The 17,112-nt window shown below is 70.6% G+C and carries 14 protein-coding genes and 1 pseudogene; 5 read left to right on the top strand and 10 right to left on the bottom strand.

All coding sequences use genetic code 11. From position 1 onward, the window contains the following. Nucleotides 1-195: 195 nt before the first annotated feature. On the top strand, nt 196-399 hold the full coding sequence (locus ACZ55A_RS32935; protein ID WP_033269047.1) for a cold-shock protein: 204 nt from the start codon (nt 196-198) through the stop codon (nt 397-399). A gap of 82 nt (nt 400-481) precedes the next feature. Here ACZ55A_RS32935 and ACZ55A_RS32930 read toward each other — a convergent pair whose 3' ends face one another. The 3 genes from ACZ55A_RS32930 to ACZ55A_RS32920 form a co-directional block, all read right to left on the bottom strand. Further along, nucleotides 482-1,081: a GNAT family N-acetyltransferase gene (locus ACZ55A_RS32930; RefSeq protein ID WP_468848007.1), complete on the bottom strand. Its 600-nt coding sequence runs from the start codon at nt 1,079-1,081 to the stop codon at nt 482-484. 70 nt (nt 1,082-1,151) lie between these two features. Continuing rightward, a complete protein-coding gene (locus ACZ55A_RS32925; RefSeq protein WP_468848004.1) occupies nt 1,152-1,340 on the bottom strand; it encodes an antitoxin in 189 nt (62 codons plus the stop codon). A gap of 114 nt (nt 1,341-1,454) precedes the next feature. After that, nucleotides 1,455-2,480, bottom strand: a complete 1,026-nt coding sequence (locus ACZ55A_RS32920) for an alpha/beta hydrolase (protein ID WP_468848001.1) — start codon at nt 2,478-2,480, stop codon at nt 1,455-1,457. Nucleotides 2,481-2,712: 232 nt separating this feature from the next. Between ACZ55A_RS32920 and ACZ55A_RS32915 the strand changes: the two genes are divergently transcribed. Then, nucleotides 2,713-3,030, top strand: a complete 318-nt coding sequence (locus tag ACZ55A_RS32915) for a hypothetical protein (RefSeq protein ID WP_468847998.1) — start codon at nt 2,713-2,715, stop codon at nt 3,028-3,030. Nucleotides 3,031-3,053: 23 nt separating this feature from the next. Here the strand turns inward: ACZ55A_RS32915 and ACZ55A_RS32910 are convergent, their stop codons facing one another. From ACZ55A_RS32910 to ACZ55A_RS32885, 6 genes are all read right to left on the bottom strand, one after another. Next, nucleotides 3,054-6,134, bottom strand: coding sequence for an alpha-mannosidase (locus ACZ55A_RS32910; RefSeq protein ID WP_468847995.1), 3,081 nt, complete (start codon nt 6,132-6,134; stop codon nt 3,054-3,056). 80 nt (nt 6,135-6,214) lie between these two features. Then, nucleotides 6,215-8,308 (bottom strand): endo-beta-N-acetylglucosaminidase, encoded by a 2,094-nt coding sequence (locus ACZ55A_RS32905; RefSeq protein ID WP_468847992.1) that lies wholly within the window; start codon nt 8,306-8,308, stop codon nt 6,215-6,217. Then, nucleotides 8,305-9,621 carry a glycoside hydrolase 5 family protein gene (locus ACZ55A_RS32900; protein WP_468847989.1) on the bottom strand — a complete coding sequence of 439 codons (1,317 nt, stop codon included), beginning with the start codon at nt 9,619-9,621 and terminating at the stop codon, nt 8,305-8,307. Before ACZ55A_RS32900 ends, ACZ55A_RS32905 begins: the two co-directional genes overlap by 4 nt. 62 nt (nt 9,622-9,683) lie before the next feature. Then, complete coding sequence (locus ACZ55A_RS32895; protein WP_468847986.1) at nt 9,684-10,550, bottom strand: carbohydrate ABC transporter permease; 867 nt, start codon at nt 10,548-10,550, stop codon at nt 9,684-9,686. Continuing rightward, nucleotides 10,547-11,416: a carbohydrate ABC transporter permease gene (locus ACZ55A_RS32890; protein ID WP_468847983.1), complete on the bottom strand. Its 870-nt coding sequence runs from the start codon at nt 11,414-11,416 to the stop codon at nt 10,547-10,549. Before ACZ55A_RS32890 ends, ACZ55A_RS32895 begins: the two co-directional genes overlap by 4 nt. A 13-nt stretch (nt 11,417-11,429) precedes the next feature. After that, complete coding sequence (locus ACZ55A_RS32885) at nt 11,430-12,722, bottom strand: ABC transporter substrate-binding protein (RefSeq protein WP_468847981.1); 1,293 nt, start codon at nt 12,720-12,722, stop codon at nt 11,430-11,432. 406 nt (nt 12,723-13,128) lie between these two features. Here ACZ55A_RS32885 and ACZ55A_RS32880 point away from each other — a divergent pair, with 406 nt between their 5' ends. The 3 genes from ACZ55A_RS32880 (at nt 13,129) to ACZ55A_RS32870 (ending at nt 16,620) form a co-directional block, all read left to right on the top strand. Then, nucleotides 13,129-14,253, top strand: a complete 1,125-nt coding sequence (locus ACZ55A_RS32880; protein ID WP_468847978.1) for a LacI family DNA-binding transcriptional regulator — start codon at nt 13,129-13,131, stop codon at nt 14,251-14,253. Between the two features lie 127 nt (nt 14,254-14,380). After that, the gene (locus tag ACZ55A_RS32875) at nt 14,381-14,962 is read left to right on the top strand and encodes a hypothetical protein (protein WP_468847975.1); all 582 of its coding nucleotides are present in this window, start codon (nt 14,381-14,383) and stop codon (nt 14,960-14,962) included. A 149-nt stretch (nt 14,963-15,111) separates the two neighbouring features. After that, nucleotides 15,112-16,620: an SDR family oxidoreductase gene (locus ACZ55A_RS32870; RefSeq protein WP_468847971.1), complete on the top strand. Its 1,509-nt coding sequence runs from the start codon at nt 15,112-15,114 to the stop codon at nt 16,618-16,620. A gap of 2 nt (nt 16,621-16,622) precedes the next feature. Here ACZ55A_RS32870 and ACZ55A_RS32865 read toward each other — a convergent pair. After that, nucleotides 16,623-17,112: pseudogene (locus ACZ55A_RS32865) on the bottom strand (hypothetical protein); the annotation flags it as partial.

Genomic DNA, 17,112 nt, shown 5'->3' with positions numbered 1-17,112 from the left:
AGCCTCGGTTGTGCTGTCTGCCGGGCGCTGCTCGGTGTAGCGTCCTGATCAGCTGTCGTGGTTCCGAAGTACCGGGCGCCCGTGTCGCATTCACGGGCGTTCTTGCTGTGCGGTGCGTGTCCGGGCCAGGCGATCACCTCCGGGTTCCGCAGCGTGCGGAAGCCGATTCGAGCCCATTGAACGAAGGAGACGGACATGGCTTCCGGCACGGTGAAGTGGTTCAACTCGGAGAAAGGCTTCGGGTTCATCGCCCAGGACGGCGGCGGTGCCGATGTCTTCGCGCACTACTCCAACATCGACGCCACCGGCTTCCGTGAGCTTCAGGAGGGCCAGAAGGTGACCTTCGAGGTCACCCAGGGCCACAAGGGCCCCCAGGCGGAGAAGATCCGGCCCGCCTAGGCCCCCGTTCCGGCGCCCGCTCCCGGTTTCGGGGCGGGCGCCGGCGCATGCCGCGGGCCGGCGCCCTCACCCGATCGGGCCCTCAAGGCCGACGGTCGTTGAGGATTTTCTGGAAGAGGTGGTGCGTGCGCCAGGCGCCGTTGATGTGGAGGTAGTTCTCGGCGGTGCCGAAGAGGGTGAAGCCGCAGCCGGTGAGCACCCGTTGTGAGGCGGTGTTGTCGAGGAGGGTGCCGGCCTGGAGCCGGTGCAGATGCAGTTCCGTGTCGGCGGCCGTACAGACCGCCCGCAGCGCGGCGGAGGCCAGTCCGCGGCGCAGCTGGCCGACATCGATCCAGTAGCCGACATTGGCGCTGCGCAACGGCCCGAGCACGATACCGGTGAGGGTGATCGCACCGACGATATCGGGGTCCGCCGCATCCGCACCGGGTTTCGCCGGGCCCCCGTCGGGCCGGCGCACCAGCACCCAGGGCATCGCCCGCCCTGCGTTGCGTTCCTCCAGCAGGCCCGTCAGTCGCTCGGTCTGCCCTCCGGTGGTGAAGAAGGCCTCGTCCCGGACCGGCTCCCAGCGCCGGAGATGCTCACGGCTGCGCCGATAGGCCCGGGCGAGGCCGGCGGCGTCCGTCAGGGCCGCGGGGCGCAGCAGTACGTCGGGCGTGAGCCGGGCGGACGACGCGGAGATCATCCGAACAGCCTACGCGCGGTGGCAGACCGTTGAGCGGTGGTCGTGGACCGCCGCCCGGCCGGTCGTGGGCTCAGCTCTGCGGTGGCTGTTCCTTGCCGCCGCCGAACTCGTCCCTGAGCCGTTCCTGGCCGGTGTCGACCTGGCCCTGGAACTTGCCCTGGGTCTTCTCGTCGACCGTGTCACCGGTCTTCTCGACGCCCTTGTCGGTCTGGGATTCGTGGCCCTTCAGCATGCTCTTGATCTTGTCCATCATGGACATGATTGATCCTCCTCACCACGGTCCCCCTCGACTCCAGCATCGCCCTCTGCCAGGGGATCTGCATCCGCGCGCCGGGAGGGCCGGCCGCCCGCACCGGCCCTCCCGGGACCCGGTTCACGAACCGCTTGCGACGGGGGCCTTCAGCTGGTCGCTGATGAACTTCATCGCGCCGTCGGCCATGCCCTTCTGGTAGTCCCAGGCGTTGTGCCGGCCGCCGGGGATGAGCTGGAAGGAGGTGTGGATCGGGCCCTTGCCGTATGTGCGGCGGAACTTCTGAATCGCGGCGCTGACCGCGGGGGCCTCCCTGCTGCCGGCCTGGAAGGCGAGGTAGACGTCCGGGCCGCCCTTCCGCAGCAGACGCTGGGCCAGCTTTTCCGGGTTGTTCGCGTCCTTCTCCGCCTGGTGACCCGCCCACAGCGGGGAATCCGGCACAATGTCCGGACCGCTGGCTATTGCCGCCTTGAACTTCTCCGGATATTTGAGTACGGACTTCAGACCGGCGAATGCACCCGAGGACGAGCCCATGAAGGCCCAGCCGTCGCGCGATTTGAACGTACGGAAGTTGGCCTTCGTCATATTCACCACATCCTCCGTCAGCCAGGTGCCCATCCGCTGCTGACCGGGGATATCGCTGCCGTCGTGGTACTGGGTGTCCGGGTTGAGCATCGGCATCACCACGATGAACGGCAGGCTCTTGCCCTCCGACGTCCACTTGGCGATGTTCTCCTGCAACCCGATATCGCCGCCGACCCAGTAATTGGTGACACCGCCCTGCTCCTTGGGGCTGCCCAGGCCGCCGGGCAGCGCTATCAGCACCGGAAACCCGCTCTTGGCGTACTTCGTATCCCGGTACTCCTTCGGCACCCAGACCCACACGCTCCCGGTGACCCCGGATTTCGCGCCTTTCAGCGTCGTCCGCGCTATTTGGGAGTCGTCGTCCAGGGTCCGGGTGATCCGGAGGTCGCTCTTCGGGCCGGTCGGCATGAGGGTGTCGTTGTCCACGGGCTTGGCCTGCTTGCCACCGCCGTCCTTGGCACCGGCGTTGAAGTCGACCGGTTCTCCGGAATCCGAGCATCCGGTGAGCAGGGTGGAGGAAACGAGGAGGGCGCCCGCGAGCGCGACGGCGTAGGGGTTTTTCAACGGTGACTCCGCGGCAGGAGGATCAAGTGCAAGTGCCCATAAAGAGGGAAAAGGGCCCGCGGGGGTTCCCTGGATTTCGTCGGGTGTTGTCCGCTGTTCCTGCCCGGCCGTGCGGGGAGCCCGTACGGCGCCGGCACACCCGTATGGCGCAAGGTACCCGCTGCGGTTTCCGCCCGGCGCTCTCCGGTCCGCTCGACGGGCACGGTGTCGCGGTCCGGCCGAGAATGCAGCGGTGAGCGATGAACACCGCAGTGCCGATGCCACCGCGCCCCGCGCCGTGCCGTGTGACGAGGAACGACGGCTCGCCAGGAAGGCGCTGGCCGGCCGTGCGCGGGACGCGAACGATCTGACGTTGCTGATGGACATGCTGGGCCTGGATCCGAGCCGTGACCCGGGCCGGGAATCGGTGTGCGGCCCGGAGGCGGGCCGCACACCGGAGACCGGCCGGGGCCGGCGGACCGGGCGCGGCGGCGGCCGGGAACGGCGCTACGAGCTGCGCCCCGACGCCTGCCGCGAGCCCCGGCCCCGCTCGGGCAGACCCCGGCCGTAGCCAGGCACAGGGCGACCAGGCCCCTACCGGTCGCCCGTCCGGCTCAGCCGTAGCGTCACGATCTGGAACGGGCGCAGCCGCATCCGGACCGTGTTGCCGTCCCGCTCCAGTGCCGGCCCGTCCTCGGTCGGCCGTTCCAGCAGATCGGTGGTGACCACGTCCGCCACCTCGAAGCCGGCGGTCACGGTGGTGACGGCCCGGCCGCCGTGCGCCTCGTGGAGACGGACGATGACATCGCCGCTCGCGTCGTCGGCGAGCTTGACCGCGGTGACCACCGTCGCGTCATTGCCGACCGTGATCAGCGGGGCCACCGCGCGGGCGCCGGTGATCCGCCGCTCGGGCAGGTTGAGGCGATGGCCCTCGCGCACCGCATCGCCCAGGGAGGCGCCGGGGACCAGCGCATAGCGGAAGCGGTGCAGGCCCTGGTCGGTCTCCGGGTCGGGGAAGCGGGGGGCGCGCAGCAGCGAGAGCCGTACGGTCGTGGTGGTACCGCGGTCGCCGTCGTCCCGCACCGTGCGGGTGACGTCATGGCCGTAGGTGGCGTCATTGACCAGTGCGGCGCCCCAGCCCGGCTCCTCCAGGTGCACGAACCGGTGCGCACACGCCTCGAACTTGGCCGCCTCCCAGCTGGTGTTGGTGTGGGTGGGGCGGTACAGATGCCCGAACTGGGTCTCCGCGGCGTAGCGCTCGGCGTGCACATCCAGGGGGAACGCGGCCTTGAGGAACTTCTCGGTCTCGTGCCAGTCGACCTCGGTGTCGATGTCCAGCCGCCGCTGCCCGCGGGACAGCGTCAGCGACTGCACCACCCGGGAGTCGCCGAAGGTACGGGTGACCCGTACCGTCGCGGCGTCAGCGGTCACCTCGGCGAGCGCGACCTCGTCCGCGTCCGTCAGATCGGTGACGACATTGCGGTAGAAGGAGTCCACGTCCCAGGCGTCCCACATGTTCGGGAAGTCCGGGTGGATCTGTAGCAGGTTGGCCGCCGCGCCGGGTGCCACGGCCTCGCGTGCGGCGCGGCAGTCGTACACCGACACCACCAGGCCGCGCGCGTCGATCCCGATCCGCAACAGGCCGTTGGCCAGGGTGAATCCGCCCCCGTCCCGGGATGTGGCGGACACGTCAGGGCCCTGCGCCACGGAGGGTGCGATCGCACCGGCCGGGACGCCGCTGCGCGGGTGCGGCGCCGAGTTCACCGTCAGCTCCTCGTCGCCGCGGCCGGCCAGCGCGGCCAGGGCGCCCGCGATGATCCCCTCCAGCTCGGCGGCGACCGACGCATTGGTCCGCTCCGCCTCGCGGTGCACCCAGGCGATGGACGAGCCGGGCAGGATGTCATGGAACTGATGGAGCAGTACGGTCTTCCAGAGTCGGTCCAACTCCGTATAGGGGTAGGGGTGTTGGGTCATCACCGCCGCTGTCGCCGACCATAGTTCGGCCTCTCTCAGCAGCTGCTCGCTGCGCCGGTTCCCGCGCTTGGTCCGGGCCTGACTGGTAAGGGTCGCGCGATGCAGCTCCAGATAGAGCTCGCCCACCCACACCGGCGCATCGGGGTACTCGGCCTCCGCCTTGGCGAAGAAGTCCGCGGGCCGCTCCCACCGCACCGTGGCCGAGCCGTCCAGATCGCGCAGCCGGCGGGCCTTGCCGATCATCTCGCGGGTGGTGCCCCCGCCGCCGTCGCCCCAGCCGGTCGGCGCCAGCGAGTGCCGGGCCACGCCCTTGTCCTTGAAGTTCCGTGCCGCATGCGCGATTTCGCTGCCCGCCATCTGGCAGTTGTAGGTGTCCACCGGCGGGAAGTGGGTGAAGATCCGGGTGCCGTCGATGCCCTCCCAGCGGAAGGTGTGGTGCGGGAAGGCGTTGATCCGGCTCCAGGAGATCTTCTGCGTCAGCAGCCACTTCGAGCCCGCCGCCTTGATGATCTGCGGCAGCCCGGCGGCGAAACCGAAGGTGTCCGGCAGCCATGCCTCGTCGTTCTCGACGCCGAACTCCTCCAGGAAGAACCGCTTGCCGTGCACGAACTGCCGGGCCATCGCCTCCGAACCGGGCATATTGGTGTCCGACTCCACCCACATCCCGCCGGCCGGTACGAACCGTCCCTCCGCGACCGCCTTCTTGACCTTGGCGTACACCTCGGGCCGGTGCTCCTTGAGCCAGGCGTACTGCTGGGCCTGCGACATGGCGTAGACGAACTCCGGCTCGTCCTCCAGCAGCGCCGTCATGTTCGATGTGGTGCGGGCCACCTTCCGTACGGTCTCGCGCAGCGGCCACAGCCACGCCGAGTCGATATGCGCATGCCCCACCGCGCTGATCCGGTGCGCGGAGGCCCCCGCGGGGGCCGCCAGCACCGCACACAGCTCCGAACGCGCCGCCTGCGCCGTGGCGTTGACGTCCTGGAGATCCACCGCGTCCAGCGCCCGGCCGACCGCCCGCAGCACCTCCCAGCGGCGCGGGCTGTCCTCCGGAAGCTCCGCCATCAGCTCGCCCAGCACCTCCAGGTCCAGGATCAGCTCCCACACCTCGGTGTCGAACACCGCAAGATCCATCCGCGCCAGCCGGTACTGCGGTGCGCTGCCCGCCGTCTCCCGGTCGCCCAGAGGGGTCGGCCGGAACGGATGGACGTCGAGGATGACGGGGTTGGACGCGGCCTCCAGATGCCACTCGACGCGCTCCCCGCCGCGCACCGGCGCCCCCACCCGCACCCACTGGTTGCGCGGATTGATCGCCTTGACCGGAGTGCCGTCGGGCAGATGCACCAGCGCCTCGCACTGGAAGCCCGGCATCCGCTCGTCGAAGCCCAGGTCCAGCACCGCCTCGACGGTGCGGCCCGCCCATTCCTGCGGCACCTCACCGAGGACCTTGAACCAGGTCGTGCCCCAGGGCGCTCCCCAGGCGTCACCGACCGCCACCGGGGTGTGCCGGGCGGCCAGGCCCTCCGCCACGGAGGCAGTTCCCCAGGCTCTCGACTCCGCTCGAGCAGGGGAGGCCCCCATTCCCGGTGCGACCCAGGCCGCGACCTCCAGGGGAACCGACTCCGGATACAGCGCGGGTCGGATGCGCTCGTCCAGGACCCGCTTGAGGCGGGCTTCGGTCAGTGCGCGATCGTCATGCATGGCAATGGGCTCCATAGATAGCGTCGGGGGCGGTGCAGGGGGCGGTACAGGGGGCGGTGGAGGAGCGGCAACAGCCGTGATTACCAGGGGAGTTGCACCTTGGCAGGCGCCGAGACGGTGAACAGTTCATGCACGGCGCGCACCTCGATCCGGGCGGCCGGTTCCGTCCCGGCGCGCCGCAGCCCCGGGAGGTGGTACGCCGTGCCACAGGTTCCGCCGAGGAACCGCCGGGTGCCGTCCGGGAGCCGGCGGTGCAGCTCGTAGTGGCGCACCGGGCCGGCGGCGCGCCGCCAGAGCAGCCGCACCGAGGCCGCCCCGTCCGCGCGGGCGGTATCGGTGATCTTCAGCCGGCTGGGCGCGGAGGGGGAGCCCACCGCGTCGTGGACCGCGAGCGCCCCGAGCCGCCACGCCACCGCCGCCCCGCCACGGCCCGTCAGCCGTACGCCCAGCGCATACAGGCGGCCGGCGCCCAGGGAGCCGAGCGGTACGGAGTCGGTGCGCCAGCCGCTGCCCGGCTCCAGGGTTCCGGCCGGCAGACAGCGGTACGGGGCGGGCTCGCCCGGCGCCGGTGCCTCCCGCAGGGCGACCGCCACCTCGACCGTCACCGGCCCGGAGGACGGATCGAGCCGATGGGTGAGGTCGAGGACGGTGGCGGCGCCGGCGGGCAGCTGGGTGGGGAACAGCTCCAGCGTCGTGGGCGCGTCGAGGGCGCCGTGCACCAGCAGACTGCTGCCGCCCCGCCAGGCATCCGCGAAGTCCAGTGAAACATCGGGGCGTTGGCCAGCGGTACGGACCACCCAGCGCCGCGCCGGCAGCCGATCCTGGAGCCCGAGATGGTTCCAGGGGGCCTCCGACGTGACCGTGCCGCCCTCGTACCAGCGCAGGCCATGGCCGGTGTTGAAGGTGGTGGCGAACGGCAGCGCGGTGAGCGTCGAACGGTCCGCGACCGCGGTGGCCGGTGCCCGCCAGCCGCCGCCCGGACCGCCGGGCTGCGTCGGATCAAGCCCCGCCCCGGACCAGAACCGGTCGTCCGCGGCGTGGAACTGGCCGGGAGTGCGCCCCTCGGGCAGATGCCGGAGGGTCCACTCGGGCCGGTAGAAGCCGTACGAGACGACATGGTCCCGCCCGCTGGGCAGGATCGCCTCCCAGTCGGTGTCGCTGTCCCAGCCCGCCGATTCGACATCGACCCCGGCCCACAACTCATAGCGGCTACGGCCCAGTTGGTCCGCGAGCCGCCCGGAGTCCGCGAGCGACCGGGCACTCCAGCGGAAGTCCACGAACAGCGAGTCGGCGACCGGCCCGGCAGCGTCCTGGAAGAACGACTGATTCAGCTCGTCCAGCGCGCCCTGCCAGCCGACCTGCCCGGTCGTGTTCATCGCGTCGTACCAGGTGATGCGCAGCCCGTGCCCGGCGCCCGCGGTGCGCAGCGCCCGCAGGAACGCCTGCATATCGGCGGCCAGCGCGGCGTCCCCGCCCCCGGTCTCCGCATTGATGAACCAGCCGTCGAAGCCGTACACGGTCGCGACCTGCACCAGCTTCGCGGCGAGCGGGAAGCGCCCGGCCGCGTCCTGCCGCACCAGGTCGCGGGTCCAGCGCAGCTGCCCGCCGTAGGCGACCGGTGGCAGGAAGACGGTGCCGAGTACGGGTACGCCGTTGCGGTGCGCGGCATCGACCACCGGGGCGTTCGGCGCCAGGATCAGCCCCTCGCCGGAGGAACCGCCCCAGAACACCAGCTCGTCGAGGTACGCCCAGTGGGTCGGCGTGTAGTGGTCGGCGGTCGCCGAGCCCTGCGAGGGGTTGCCCGCGGTGTGGTCGAAGGCCGCCAGCGCACTGATCCGCGCCTGGCCGGTGCGGGCCGTGGCGTTCGCCGGGACCGGGGTGAAGCGCGTGGCCAACGGTACCGAGGCCCTGTTGAACGCCAGATCCCGGTCGGTCTCCGGCCTCCAGGCCAGCAGGCTCCGCCAGGTGATGCCGTCCCCGGGCGTGCCCGACGGCAGCGAGTCGGGGAACCAGTACGAGGCGTACGGCTGCAACGAGTCCGCGGTGCCGGCACGGTGGTGACCGGCGGCCACCGCCGCGCCGGCACCGAGGGACGGCCCGCACAGCGCGGCCGCGGCGCCTGCCCCGGCCAGCAGCACACGACGGCGGGGGACGGGCGACGGTTGCGCGTTCATGCGGTGCTCCTCCGGTCGGGGACGGACGGCGACGAGGCGCGCCGGCTTCCGGGGCCCGGCCCTCGGTGGCGCCCGGTAAGGACCTCCTCAGGTGTGCAGACCTCGGTGATGCCACGCGACGTCATATGACGTTCGTCGGTGGCGAGTTCGGCCAGTACGAGAGACGGACGGACGCCCTGGGCGGCAAGCTCGGCCCAGGCCTCGAAGACCGGGCCGCCGGGTGCGCACACCGAGCGGCGCGGCGCGGCCTCGGCGGCGCCGGCGTCGACGACCAGCGCGGTGCTGCGTACCGGCGGACGGTGCTCCCGGCCGCGCCAGTGCTCGACCAGCGCCGCGAGCGCCCGGCCCGCCGGCTTGACCGTACGGTCGTTGGTGAGCAGCCCCAGCCCGTACTCCAGCTCGGGGAAGTCCGCCAGCGACCGTGACACATCATGGGAACACCACCACGTGACGCCCCAGAGGTCCGGGCAGTCCAGGGCGTTGACCACGGTGGCCTCGGTGAAGCGGGCCGCGCCCTCCTCGGGGATGTGCGGCGCCGGGGCGCCGACCTCCTGGAGCCACACCGGGCGGTGCGGCTCCTCGGCCCAGGCCTTGGACAGCTCGATGAGATAGGCGGCGTGCTGCTCGGTGGCGATTCCCGTGGGCCCGTGCCGCTGCGCGGTGCCGTTGAACACCCAGGAGTGCACGGCGGTGACCGCACCCAGCCGGGCGGCCTGCGCGGGGGTGAAGGGGTGGCCGTCGCGGTACCAGGCCGCGTCGTATGCGGCATGCAGATGCATTCGCCCGGGCGCGCCCCGCTCGCAGGCCGTCAGCATCCGCTCCAGCCAGGCGGTGGCCTGGGCTTCGGTGATCCGGTCCGGGTCCGGGTGCGGGCCGTCGGAGAACTGGTTGATCTCGTTTCCGAGCGTCATACCGAGGAAGTTGGGGCGGTCGGCGAGCGCGGCCGCCAGCGTCCGCAGATACTCCTCCTGGCCGGCCAGCACCTCGGGGTCGGTGAAGAGGCTGCGGCGGTGCCAGGTCCGGGTCCACGCGGGCAGGAAGTCGAAGCTCGACAGATGGCCCTGTAGTCCGTCGACAGAGACGTCGAGTCCGCGCTCGGCCGCGACGTCCGCCAGCTGCACCAGCGCTTCCACCGCGCGCGGCCGGATCAGGGTGCGGTTGGGCTGGAAGAGCGGCCAGAGCGGGAAGACCCTGATGTGGTCCAGGCCGAGCGTGGCGAGCGAGTCGAGGTCGGCGCGCACGGCGTCCGGGTCGAAGTCCAGCCAGTGGTGGAACCAGCCTTGGGTGGGGGTGTAGTTGGCGCCGAATCGCATGGGGCTCCTGTGGGGTACGGGGGCGGGGCGTACGGGCGCGTGCGGGTGCGTGCGGGGGGGGCTCAGCCCTTGACGGCGCCCTCACCGACGCCGCGGAAGAAGTAGCGCTGGAGACAGGCGAACAGCACGATCAGCGGCAGGACGGCGATGACGGTGCCGGCCGCGACCAGCCGCTGGTTGTACGCGAAGGTGCCGTGCAGAAAGTTCAGTCCGATGGTCAGGGTGAACTTCGACTGGTCGCTCAGCACGATCAGCGGCCACAGGAAGTCGTCCCAGGCACCCATGAAGGCGAAGATCGCCACGACCGCGAGGGTGCCCTTGACCGAGGGCAGTGCGATCCGTACGAACCGCTGCCAGGCGTTGGCGCCGTCGACGAACGCCGCCTCCTCGACCTCGTACGGCAGACCCGCGAACGCGTTCCGCATCAGCAGCACATTCATCGCGCCGATACAGCCGGGCAGCACCACACCGAGCAGGGTGTTGTTGAGCTGTAGCTCACGCATCGTCACAAACTGGGCGATCATGATGCTCTCGACCGGCACCAGCATCGCCATGATGAAGACGACCAGTGCCGCCTTACGGCCCGTGAAGCGCAGCCGGGCCAGCGCATAGCCGGCGAGCGCCGCGCCCGCGCAGTTGGTGACCACATTGGCGGTGGCGACCTTCAGCGAGTTTAGCGCGAAGTCCCAGACCGGGATGATCTTTGCCACGCCGCCGTAGTTGGCCAGCGTGAGGTGGTGCGGAACCAGGCTCGGCGGATAGCGGTAGATGTCCTCGCCGGGGCCCTTGAGCGAGGTGGACAGCTGCCAGAGGAACGGGCCGATGGTCAGGGCCAGCACGGCGAGCAGCAGCAGATAGCGGAGCAGCAGTTGCCACTTGTACAGCCGCCGCTGCCGGGTACGCCGCCGCCCGGCTGCCGTGGCGCTCATACGTCCTCCCTGCGGTTGGCGCGGAGTACCAGCAGCATCAGCCCGAGGGTGATCACGAAGACCACGACGGACAGCGCGGAGGCGTAGCCGACCCGGCCGCTGAGACCGGTACCGACCTGCTGGACGAGCATCACCAGCGTGGTGTCCTCACCGCCCGGACCGCCCGTCGGACCGGCCATCAGATAGACCTCGGAGAAGACCTTGAAGGCGTTGACCGCGGAGAGCGCGGCCACCAGGACCATCGTGGAGCGCACCGCGGGCACCGTGACGGTCAGAAAGCGGCGTACCGCTCCGGCACCGTCGACCGCGCAGGCATCGTGCAGCTCCCGGGGCACATTCGCCAGCGCCGCCAGATAAATGATCATGTAGTAGCCGAGGCCCTTCCAGACCGTGACCGCCATCGCACTCGCCAGCAGCAGCCATGGATCGCTGAGAAAGCCGGCCTTGCCGAAGCCCAGCCCTTCGAGCAGCGCATTGATCAGCCCCCGGTCGTCCAGCAGCCACACCCAGATCAGTCCGACCACGACGACGGAGGCGACCACCGGCGTATAGAACGCGGCCCGGAAGAAAGCGATTCCGGGTATCTGCCGCTGCACCAGCAGGGCCAGCAGCAGCGGCAGTATCACCAGCAGCGGTACGACCCCGAGGACATACACCAGGCTGTTGCGCAGCCCCGTCCAGAACATGGCGTCCTGCACCAGCTCCCGGTAATTGGTGCCGCCGACAAACTGTCCCGCGGTGAGGGTGCGCGCATCGGTGAAGGAGTGCGCCACCGTGCTCAGGAACGGATAGAGACTGAAGGCGGCGACCACCAGCAGTCCGGGAGCGAGAAACAGCCAAGGACCGGACCGCGTATGCGTCTTCACAACGGCTCCGGACTCAGCCGGTCTTCAGCAGCCGGTTGCACTCGGCGACCGCACCGTCCAGCGCCGCCTTGGGCGGCTCCTTGCCCTGCACGGCCTTGGCCACCGCATTGCGCAGTACGGTCTTCATCTGGTCGCTGAGCAGAACCGGGGTGTAATTCACCGCGGTCTTCAGCGACTTGGCCGAGGCCACCCGCACCCGGGTCGCATCGGTGCCGTCCTCCTTGGTGAAGTACGGATCGTCCAGCGAGCCCTTGGTGCTGGGGAAGATCGTGACCTCCTTGGCGAAGGCCATCTGGTTCTTCCGGTCGGTGACGAAGTGCGCGAACGCCACCGCCGCCGGCTTGACCTTGCTCTGCGCATTCACCATCAGGCCCTGGACGTACATATTGGCCTTACCGGTGTTGTTGACCGCGTCCGTGATGCCGATGTGCCGGTAGAGGCTCGGCGCCTCCTTCTTGAAGTTCTCCAGATCGTGCGCACTGCCCGGATTCATGGCCACCGACTGCTGCTGGAACTTCCGCCCCGACGACTCCGCCTGCGCCGTGAGCGCCTGCGAGTCCAGCGCCCCGGCCGCGTACAACTCCTTGTAGCGCCGGAGCAGTTCGACGCCCTTGGGTTCGTTGAAGGTGAACTCGGTGCCCTGCGGATTCATCAGCCGTACGCCGTAACGTCCGAAGTCCTCGATCGACGGTGTGCCGGCGAGCATCGCTATCTTCCGGTCGCTGCGCCTGGCCATCGACACCGCGTCCGCGAAGAGCTGGTCGTAGGTCGCCGGCGGCTTCTCCGGATCGAGCCCGGCCTTCTTGAAGAGCTCCTTGTTGTAGAACATCGGCCCGGTGTTCAGATACCAGGGGAAGGCATAGACCCCCGAGAGCCCCGGCATTTCATGGCTCCGCCAAGCCCCGGGAAGATATTCGTCGCGATACTTTCCCGCTGCCTTCTCCAGGTCGAGCGCAAGGCCTGCCTTCGCCAGCGGATAGGCGAGATCCGGCGAAACATTCACCACATCGGGCAGCGTGCCGCCCGCCGCATCCGCACTCAGTTTCTCCGGATACCCCTCGGCCGGCTGATCCACCCACTTCACCTTCGCGTCCGGGTACTTCCTCTCGAAATCTGCAATGATCCCCTCGAAATAGTCCTTGAAATTCGCCTTGAGATTCCAGGTCTGGAACGTGACCTGCCCCTCGACCTCCCCCGACGCGCTGTCCGTCCCGCCGGATCCCCCTGCGGACCCGCATGCGGTCAGGGCAAGCGACGAGCTGAACAGCGCCGCGGCCACGGCGGCTGCTCGACGGGAAATACGCATGGCTTGCGGCTCCTTCGCTCGGACCGGACACCAGGGAAAATGTCGCGCAGGACAGGCGGTACGACTTGCTTTGCGGCAGAACGACGGAACGACGGAACAGCGAAACGACGAGCGGCGAACTGCGAACGGCGGAACGACGAGCGGCGGAACGGTGCGACGGAATGTGCCGGCGGGGAAGATGACGAAAGGGGAATGACGGCCCTTTCGGCTGCTCCGTCGAGCTTTCTCTTCGAGTCCTCGGGCGACGATGCGGCAGACGCTACTAATGCGCTTTAGTGGGTGTCAATACCCCGGACCTGAGCGGTTTTCCGCCGCCTTCGCAGGCCATCGCCCGGCGTTTGACAGGCCACCCGCTGCTGATCAGACTGGCCGGACTAATGCGGTTAAGTCCGAGGAGAGACCGCCCATGACAGCGCCCGGTGAGGCCGCCCGCCGCAGGCCGGCGCGCCGCCCGACGATCAAGGACATCGCCCGCCGGGCCGGGGTCTCGGAGAGCGCCGTGTCCTTTGCGCTCAACGACCGGCCGGGCGTCTCCGACGACACCCGCGCCCGGGTACGACGCGTCGCCGAGGAACTGGGCTGGCAGGCCAACAGTGCCGCCCGCGCACTGTCCGGCGAACGCTCCGGCGCCCTCGGCCTGGTGCTCGCCCGTCCCGCGCGGACCCTGGGCGTGGAGTCCTTCTTCCTGCAACTCGTCTCCGGCATCCAGGAAGTGCTCTCCGCACGGAAGATCGCGCTGCTCTTCCAGGTCGTCGAGGAACTTGACGACGAGTGCGCGCTCTACCGCCGCTGGTGGGCCGAACGCCGGGTGGACGGCGTCCTGGTGGTCGACCCGCGCACCGAGGACCCCCGGCCGGAACTGCTCGCCGCACTCGGTCTGCCCGCGGTCCTCGTCGGCGGCCCGGCCAACACGGGCCCGGGCACGGCCACCCCGAGTTCGGTCACCCCCGACCCGGAGTCCCCCGCCCCCGGGTACCCGCTCCTCTCCACCGTCTGGGCCGACGACGCCAAGGCCATGGCCCGGGTCCTCGACCACCTCCACGGCCTCGGCCACCGTCGCATCGTGCACGTGGCGGGGCTGCCCGGGCTCGCCCACACCGAGCGCCGGATCCGCTCGCTGCGTACCGAAGCGGACCGGCGCGGCCTCGACGGACACCAGGTCCGCTCGGTGACCACCGACTACTCCGACGCCGAGGGGGCCGAGGCCACCCGCCGCCTCCTCGACGCCGCACAGCCGCCCACGGCGATCATCTACGACAACGATGTGATGGCCGTGGCCGGTGCCTCGGTGGCCGCGGAGCGGGGCATCCCCGTACCGGGCGCGCTGTCGATCGTGGCCTGGGACGACTCGGCGCTGTGCCGGGTCACCCACCCCCGGCTGACCGCGCTCGTCCGCGACACCCCTGGCTTCGGCCGGCTCGCCGCCCAGGAGCTCCTCGCCGTTCTCGACGGGGGGCCGCTGCGCACCGTGGAGGGCGAACTGCCGCATTTGGAGGCCCGCGAGAGCACGGGACCGTGCCCGCCCCGCTGACGTGCGTGCCCCGCTGACCTGCCCGCCCCGCTGACGTGCGTGCCTCGCTGACCTGGGTGCCCCGCTGACCTGCGTGGCAGCCGGGCGCGCGTTGTCATGTTCCGATCGGAAGTGATGGGATGAGGCGGTGCGCCCCACGTCACCCTCGCCCCAGCAGCCCCAGCAGCCCCAACACCCACACTCCGGCGTCCAGTCTCCATACGGTCAGCCGCCGTACGAGTTGACCCGCTTCCCGGAATGGGACCCGGTTCCGCCCCGCTCCCGGGCCGGCCTGATCACCCGCCACATGTGCACCGTCCTCTACTTCCCGGTCCATGTGGCGCTGTTCCTGGCCCTCTTCGCCGCGCTGTACGCCCTCGGCCTGGTGGGGGAGGTGCTGCTGTTCTGGGTCAAGGAGAAGACCCTGGACCGGCTGCTCGACAAGGTGCTCGATCCGATACCGTTCCGCCCCCGTTGGTGGGTCACCTGGAGCGAACTACGGCACGAGGGCGACCCGGACTTCCACCGCGCCCGGGTCGAGAAGCTGCTGACCGCCAAGAAGCCCACCGCCACCAACGCCCTGCTCCGCTTCCACTTCTACCGGGGCATCGGGGCGCGCAGGGCGCTGGAGATCGCCGCGCGGTACGGCTGGCAACTCGACCAGGAGAAGAAGGTCCGTCCGCTGCGGCAGCTGGACCTGTGCCGCCCGCCCCGGCAGGACGCGCCCTGAGCCCGTTCCCTCCCTGACCCGCGCCGTGCCGTCCTCGGCCGCGCCCTGAGCCGTGCCGCCCACCGGCCGTCATGCCCCGCGCCGCGACCGGTGACAGACTTGGCAGGGGCGGTCCGAGTGTCCTGCCGCTGCCGGAGGAGGCCCGGTACATGGCCGACAAGGGTGAGGCCGCGCCGCAGCCGCGCGCCCTGGTCACCGGCGCCACCGGCTACCTCGGCGGCCGTCTGGTCCCCGAACTGCTCGCGGCCGGCTACACCGTACGCGCACTGGCCAGGACGCCGGAGAAACTGCGCGACCACCCGTGGGCGGCGCGCACCGAGGTCCTGCGCGGTGACGTCACGGACGCCGACTCGGTCCGTACGGCGATGGCCGGCGTCGACGTCGCGTACTACCTCGTACACGCCCTGGGCAGCGGCCGCCGGTTCGAGGAGACCGACCGCAAGGCCGCGCAGATCTTCGCCCGCCAGGCCCGCGCCGCCGGGGTGCGCCGGATCGTCTACCTCGGCGGACTCACCCCGCAGGGGGTCCCCGAGCGGGAGCTGTCGCCCCATCTGCGCTCCCGGGCCGAGGTCGCACGGATCCTGCTGGCGTCCGGCGTACCCACCGCCGTGCTGCGCGCCGCCGTCATCATCGGCTCCGGCTCGGCCTCGTTCGAGATGCTGCGCTACCTCACCGAACGGCTGCCGGTGATGGTCACCCCCAGCTGGGTCCGCACCCGCATCCAGCCGATCGCGGTCCGCGATGTGCTGCGCTGCCTGGTGGGCTGCGCCCGCCTCCCCGACGACGTCAGCCGGACCTTCGACATCGGCGGACCCGACATCCTCACCTACCGCGACATGATGCAGCGCTACGCCCGCGTCGCCGGGCTGCCCGAACGGCTGATCCTGCCCGTGCCGGTGCTCACCCCGCGCCTGTCCAGCCTGTGGATCGGACTGGTCACTCCGGTGCCGCCCGCTATCGCCAGGCCGCTTGCCGAGTCGCTGCGGCACGAGGTGGTCTGCCACGAGCACGACCTCACCCGTTACCTCCCCGACCCGGACCCACCGGGCCACCCCCTCGCCTTCGACGAGGCCCTGGCCCTCGCGCTGCGCCGGGTCAGGGACGCCGAGGTCACCACCCGCTGGTCCAACGCCGCGGTGCCCGGCGCACCGAGCGACCCGTTGCCCACCGACCCCGACTGGTCGGGCGGCAGCCTCTACACCGACCGCCGGGAACAGACCGTGGACGCTCCGCCTGAGGTCCTGTGGCGGGTGGTGGAGGGGATCGGCGGGGCGAACGGCTGGTACTCCTTCCCGCTCGCCTGGGCGGTGCGTGGCTGGCTGGACCGGATGGTCGGCGGCGTGGGTCTGCGCCGCGGCAGACGGGACGCCGGCCGGCTGCGGGTCGGTGACGCGCTCGACTTCTGGCGCGTCGAGGAGGTCGAGCCGGGGCGCCTGCTGCGGTTGCGCGCCGAGATGCGGCTCCCCGGTCTGGCCTGGCTGGAGATGACGGTCGGCCGCGATGCCCAGGGCCGTACGTGCTACCGCCAGCGGGCCCTGTTCCATCCGCACGGGCTGACCGGCCATGCGTACTGGTGGTCCGTCTCTCCCTTCCACGCCGTGGTCTTCGGCGGTATGGCCCGCAACATCGCGGCCGCGGCTGAGCGCGCAGCTTCCTAGCCTCAACTCCCTTGTCCAGACTGCCCGTTCTGCGCGGGCAGCGCCGCCCGGCCGGTCCTCCCCGCCGCCTCCGGCTCCGCCTTCCCGTCCGCCCCCGTTTCCGTCTCCGTCTGGAACTGGCTGCGCTGGAGCTCGTACAGGGCGCGGAAGCCACCCGGTGCCGCAGGGGCCATCAACTCCTGGAAGGTGCCGCGCTCGACGATACGGCCTTGCTCCATGAGGTAGATGAGGTCGGCGTGCCGGACCGAGTGGAGCCGGTGCGTGATCAGCACGATCGTCTGTCCGTCGGCGGCGAGATTACGGATCTTGGTGAAGACCTCCTGCTCGGCCGCCGCGTCCAGCGCCGCGGTGGGCTCGTCGACGACCAGGATCTCGCCGTCCCGGTAGCGGGCCCGGGGAAGCTGTCCGGAAACAAAGCGTTGCTTCGCAGGCCCCAAGATCGTTGATCTTGCATGCTCATATCCCAGCCGGTGTCTCGTCAACTCGCGGCTC

This window comes from Streptomyces sp. NPDC034111 (assembly GCF_055575375.1).
This window is presented reverse-complemented; position numbering and strand designations above follow the sequence as displayed.

Bases quoted from the DNA above. Each gene is read 5' to 3' on its own strand.
- ACZ55A_RS32885 (WP_468847981.1), bottom strand. From the start codon at position 12,722: ATGCGTATTTCCCGTCGAGCAGCCGCCGTGGCCGCGGCGCTGTTCAGC.
- ACZ55A_RS32905 (WP_468847992.1), bottom strand. From the start codon at position 8,308: ATGAACGCGCAACCGTCGCCCGTCCCCCGCCGTCGTGTGCTGCTGGCC.
- ACZ55A_RS32900 (WP_468847989.1), bottom strand. From the start codon at position 9,621: ATGCGATTCGGCGCCAACTACACCCCCACCCAAGGCTGGTTCCACCAC.
- ACZ55A_RS32880 (WP_468847978.1), top strand. From the start codon at position 13,129: ATGACAGCGCCCGGTGAGGCCGCCCGCCGCAGGCCGGCGCGCCGCCCG.
- ACZ55A_RS32930 (WP_468848007.1), bottom strand. From the start codon at position 1,081: ATGATCTCCGCGTCGTCCGCCCGGCTCACGCCCGACGTACTGCTGCGC.
- ACZ55A_RS32935 (WP_033269047.1), top strand. From the start codon at position 196: ATGGCTTCCGGCACGGTGAAGTGGTTCAACTCGGAGAAAGGCTTCGGG.
- ACZ55A_RS32895 (WP_468847986.1), bottom strand. From the start codon at position 10,550: ATGAGCGCCACGGCAGCCGGGCGGCGGCGTACCCGGCAGCGGCGGCTG.
- ACZ55A_RS32870 (WP_468847971.1), top strand. From the start codon at position 15,112: ATGGCCGACAAGGGTGAGGCCGCGCCGCAGCCGCGCGCCCTGGTCACC.
- ACZ55A_RS32910 (WP_468847995.1), bottom strand. From the start codon at position 6,134: ATGCATGACGATCGCGCACTGACCGAAGCCCGCCTCAAGCGGGTCCTG.
- ACZ55A_RS32925 (WP_468848004.1), bottom strand. From the start codon at position 1,340: ATGTCCATGATGGACAAGATCAAGAGCATGCTGAAGGGCCACGAATCC.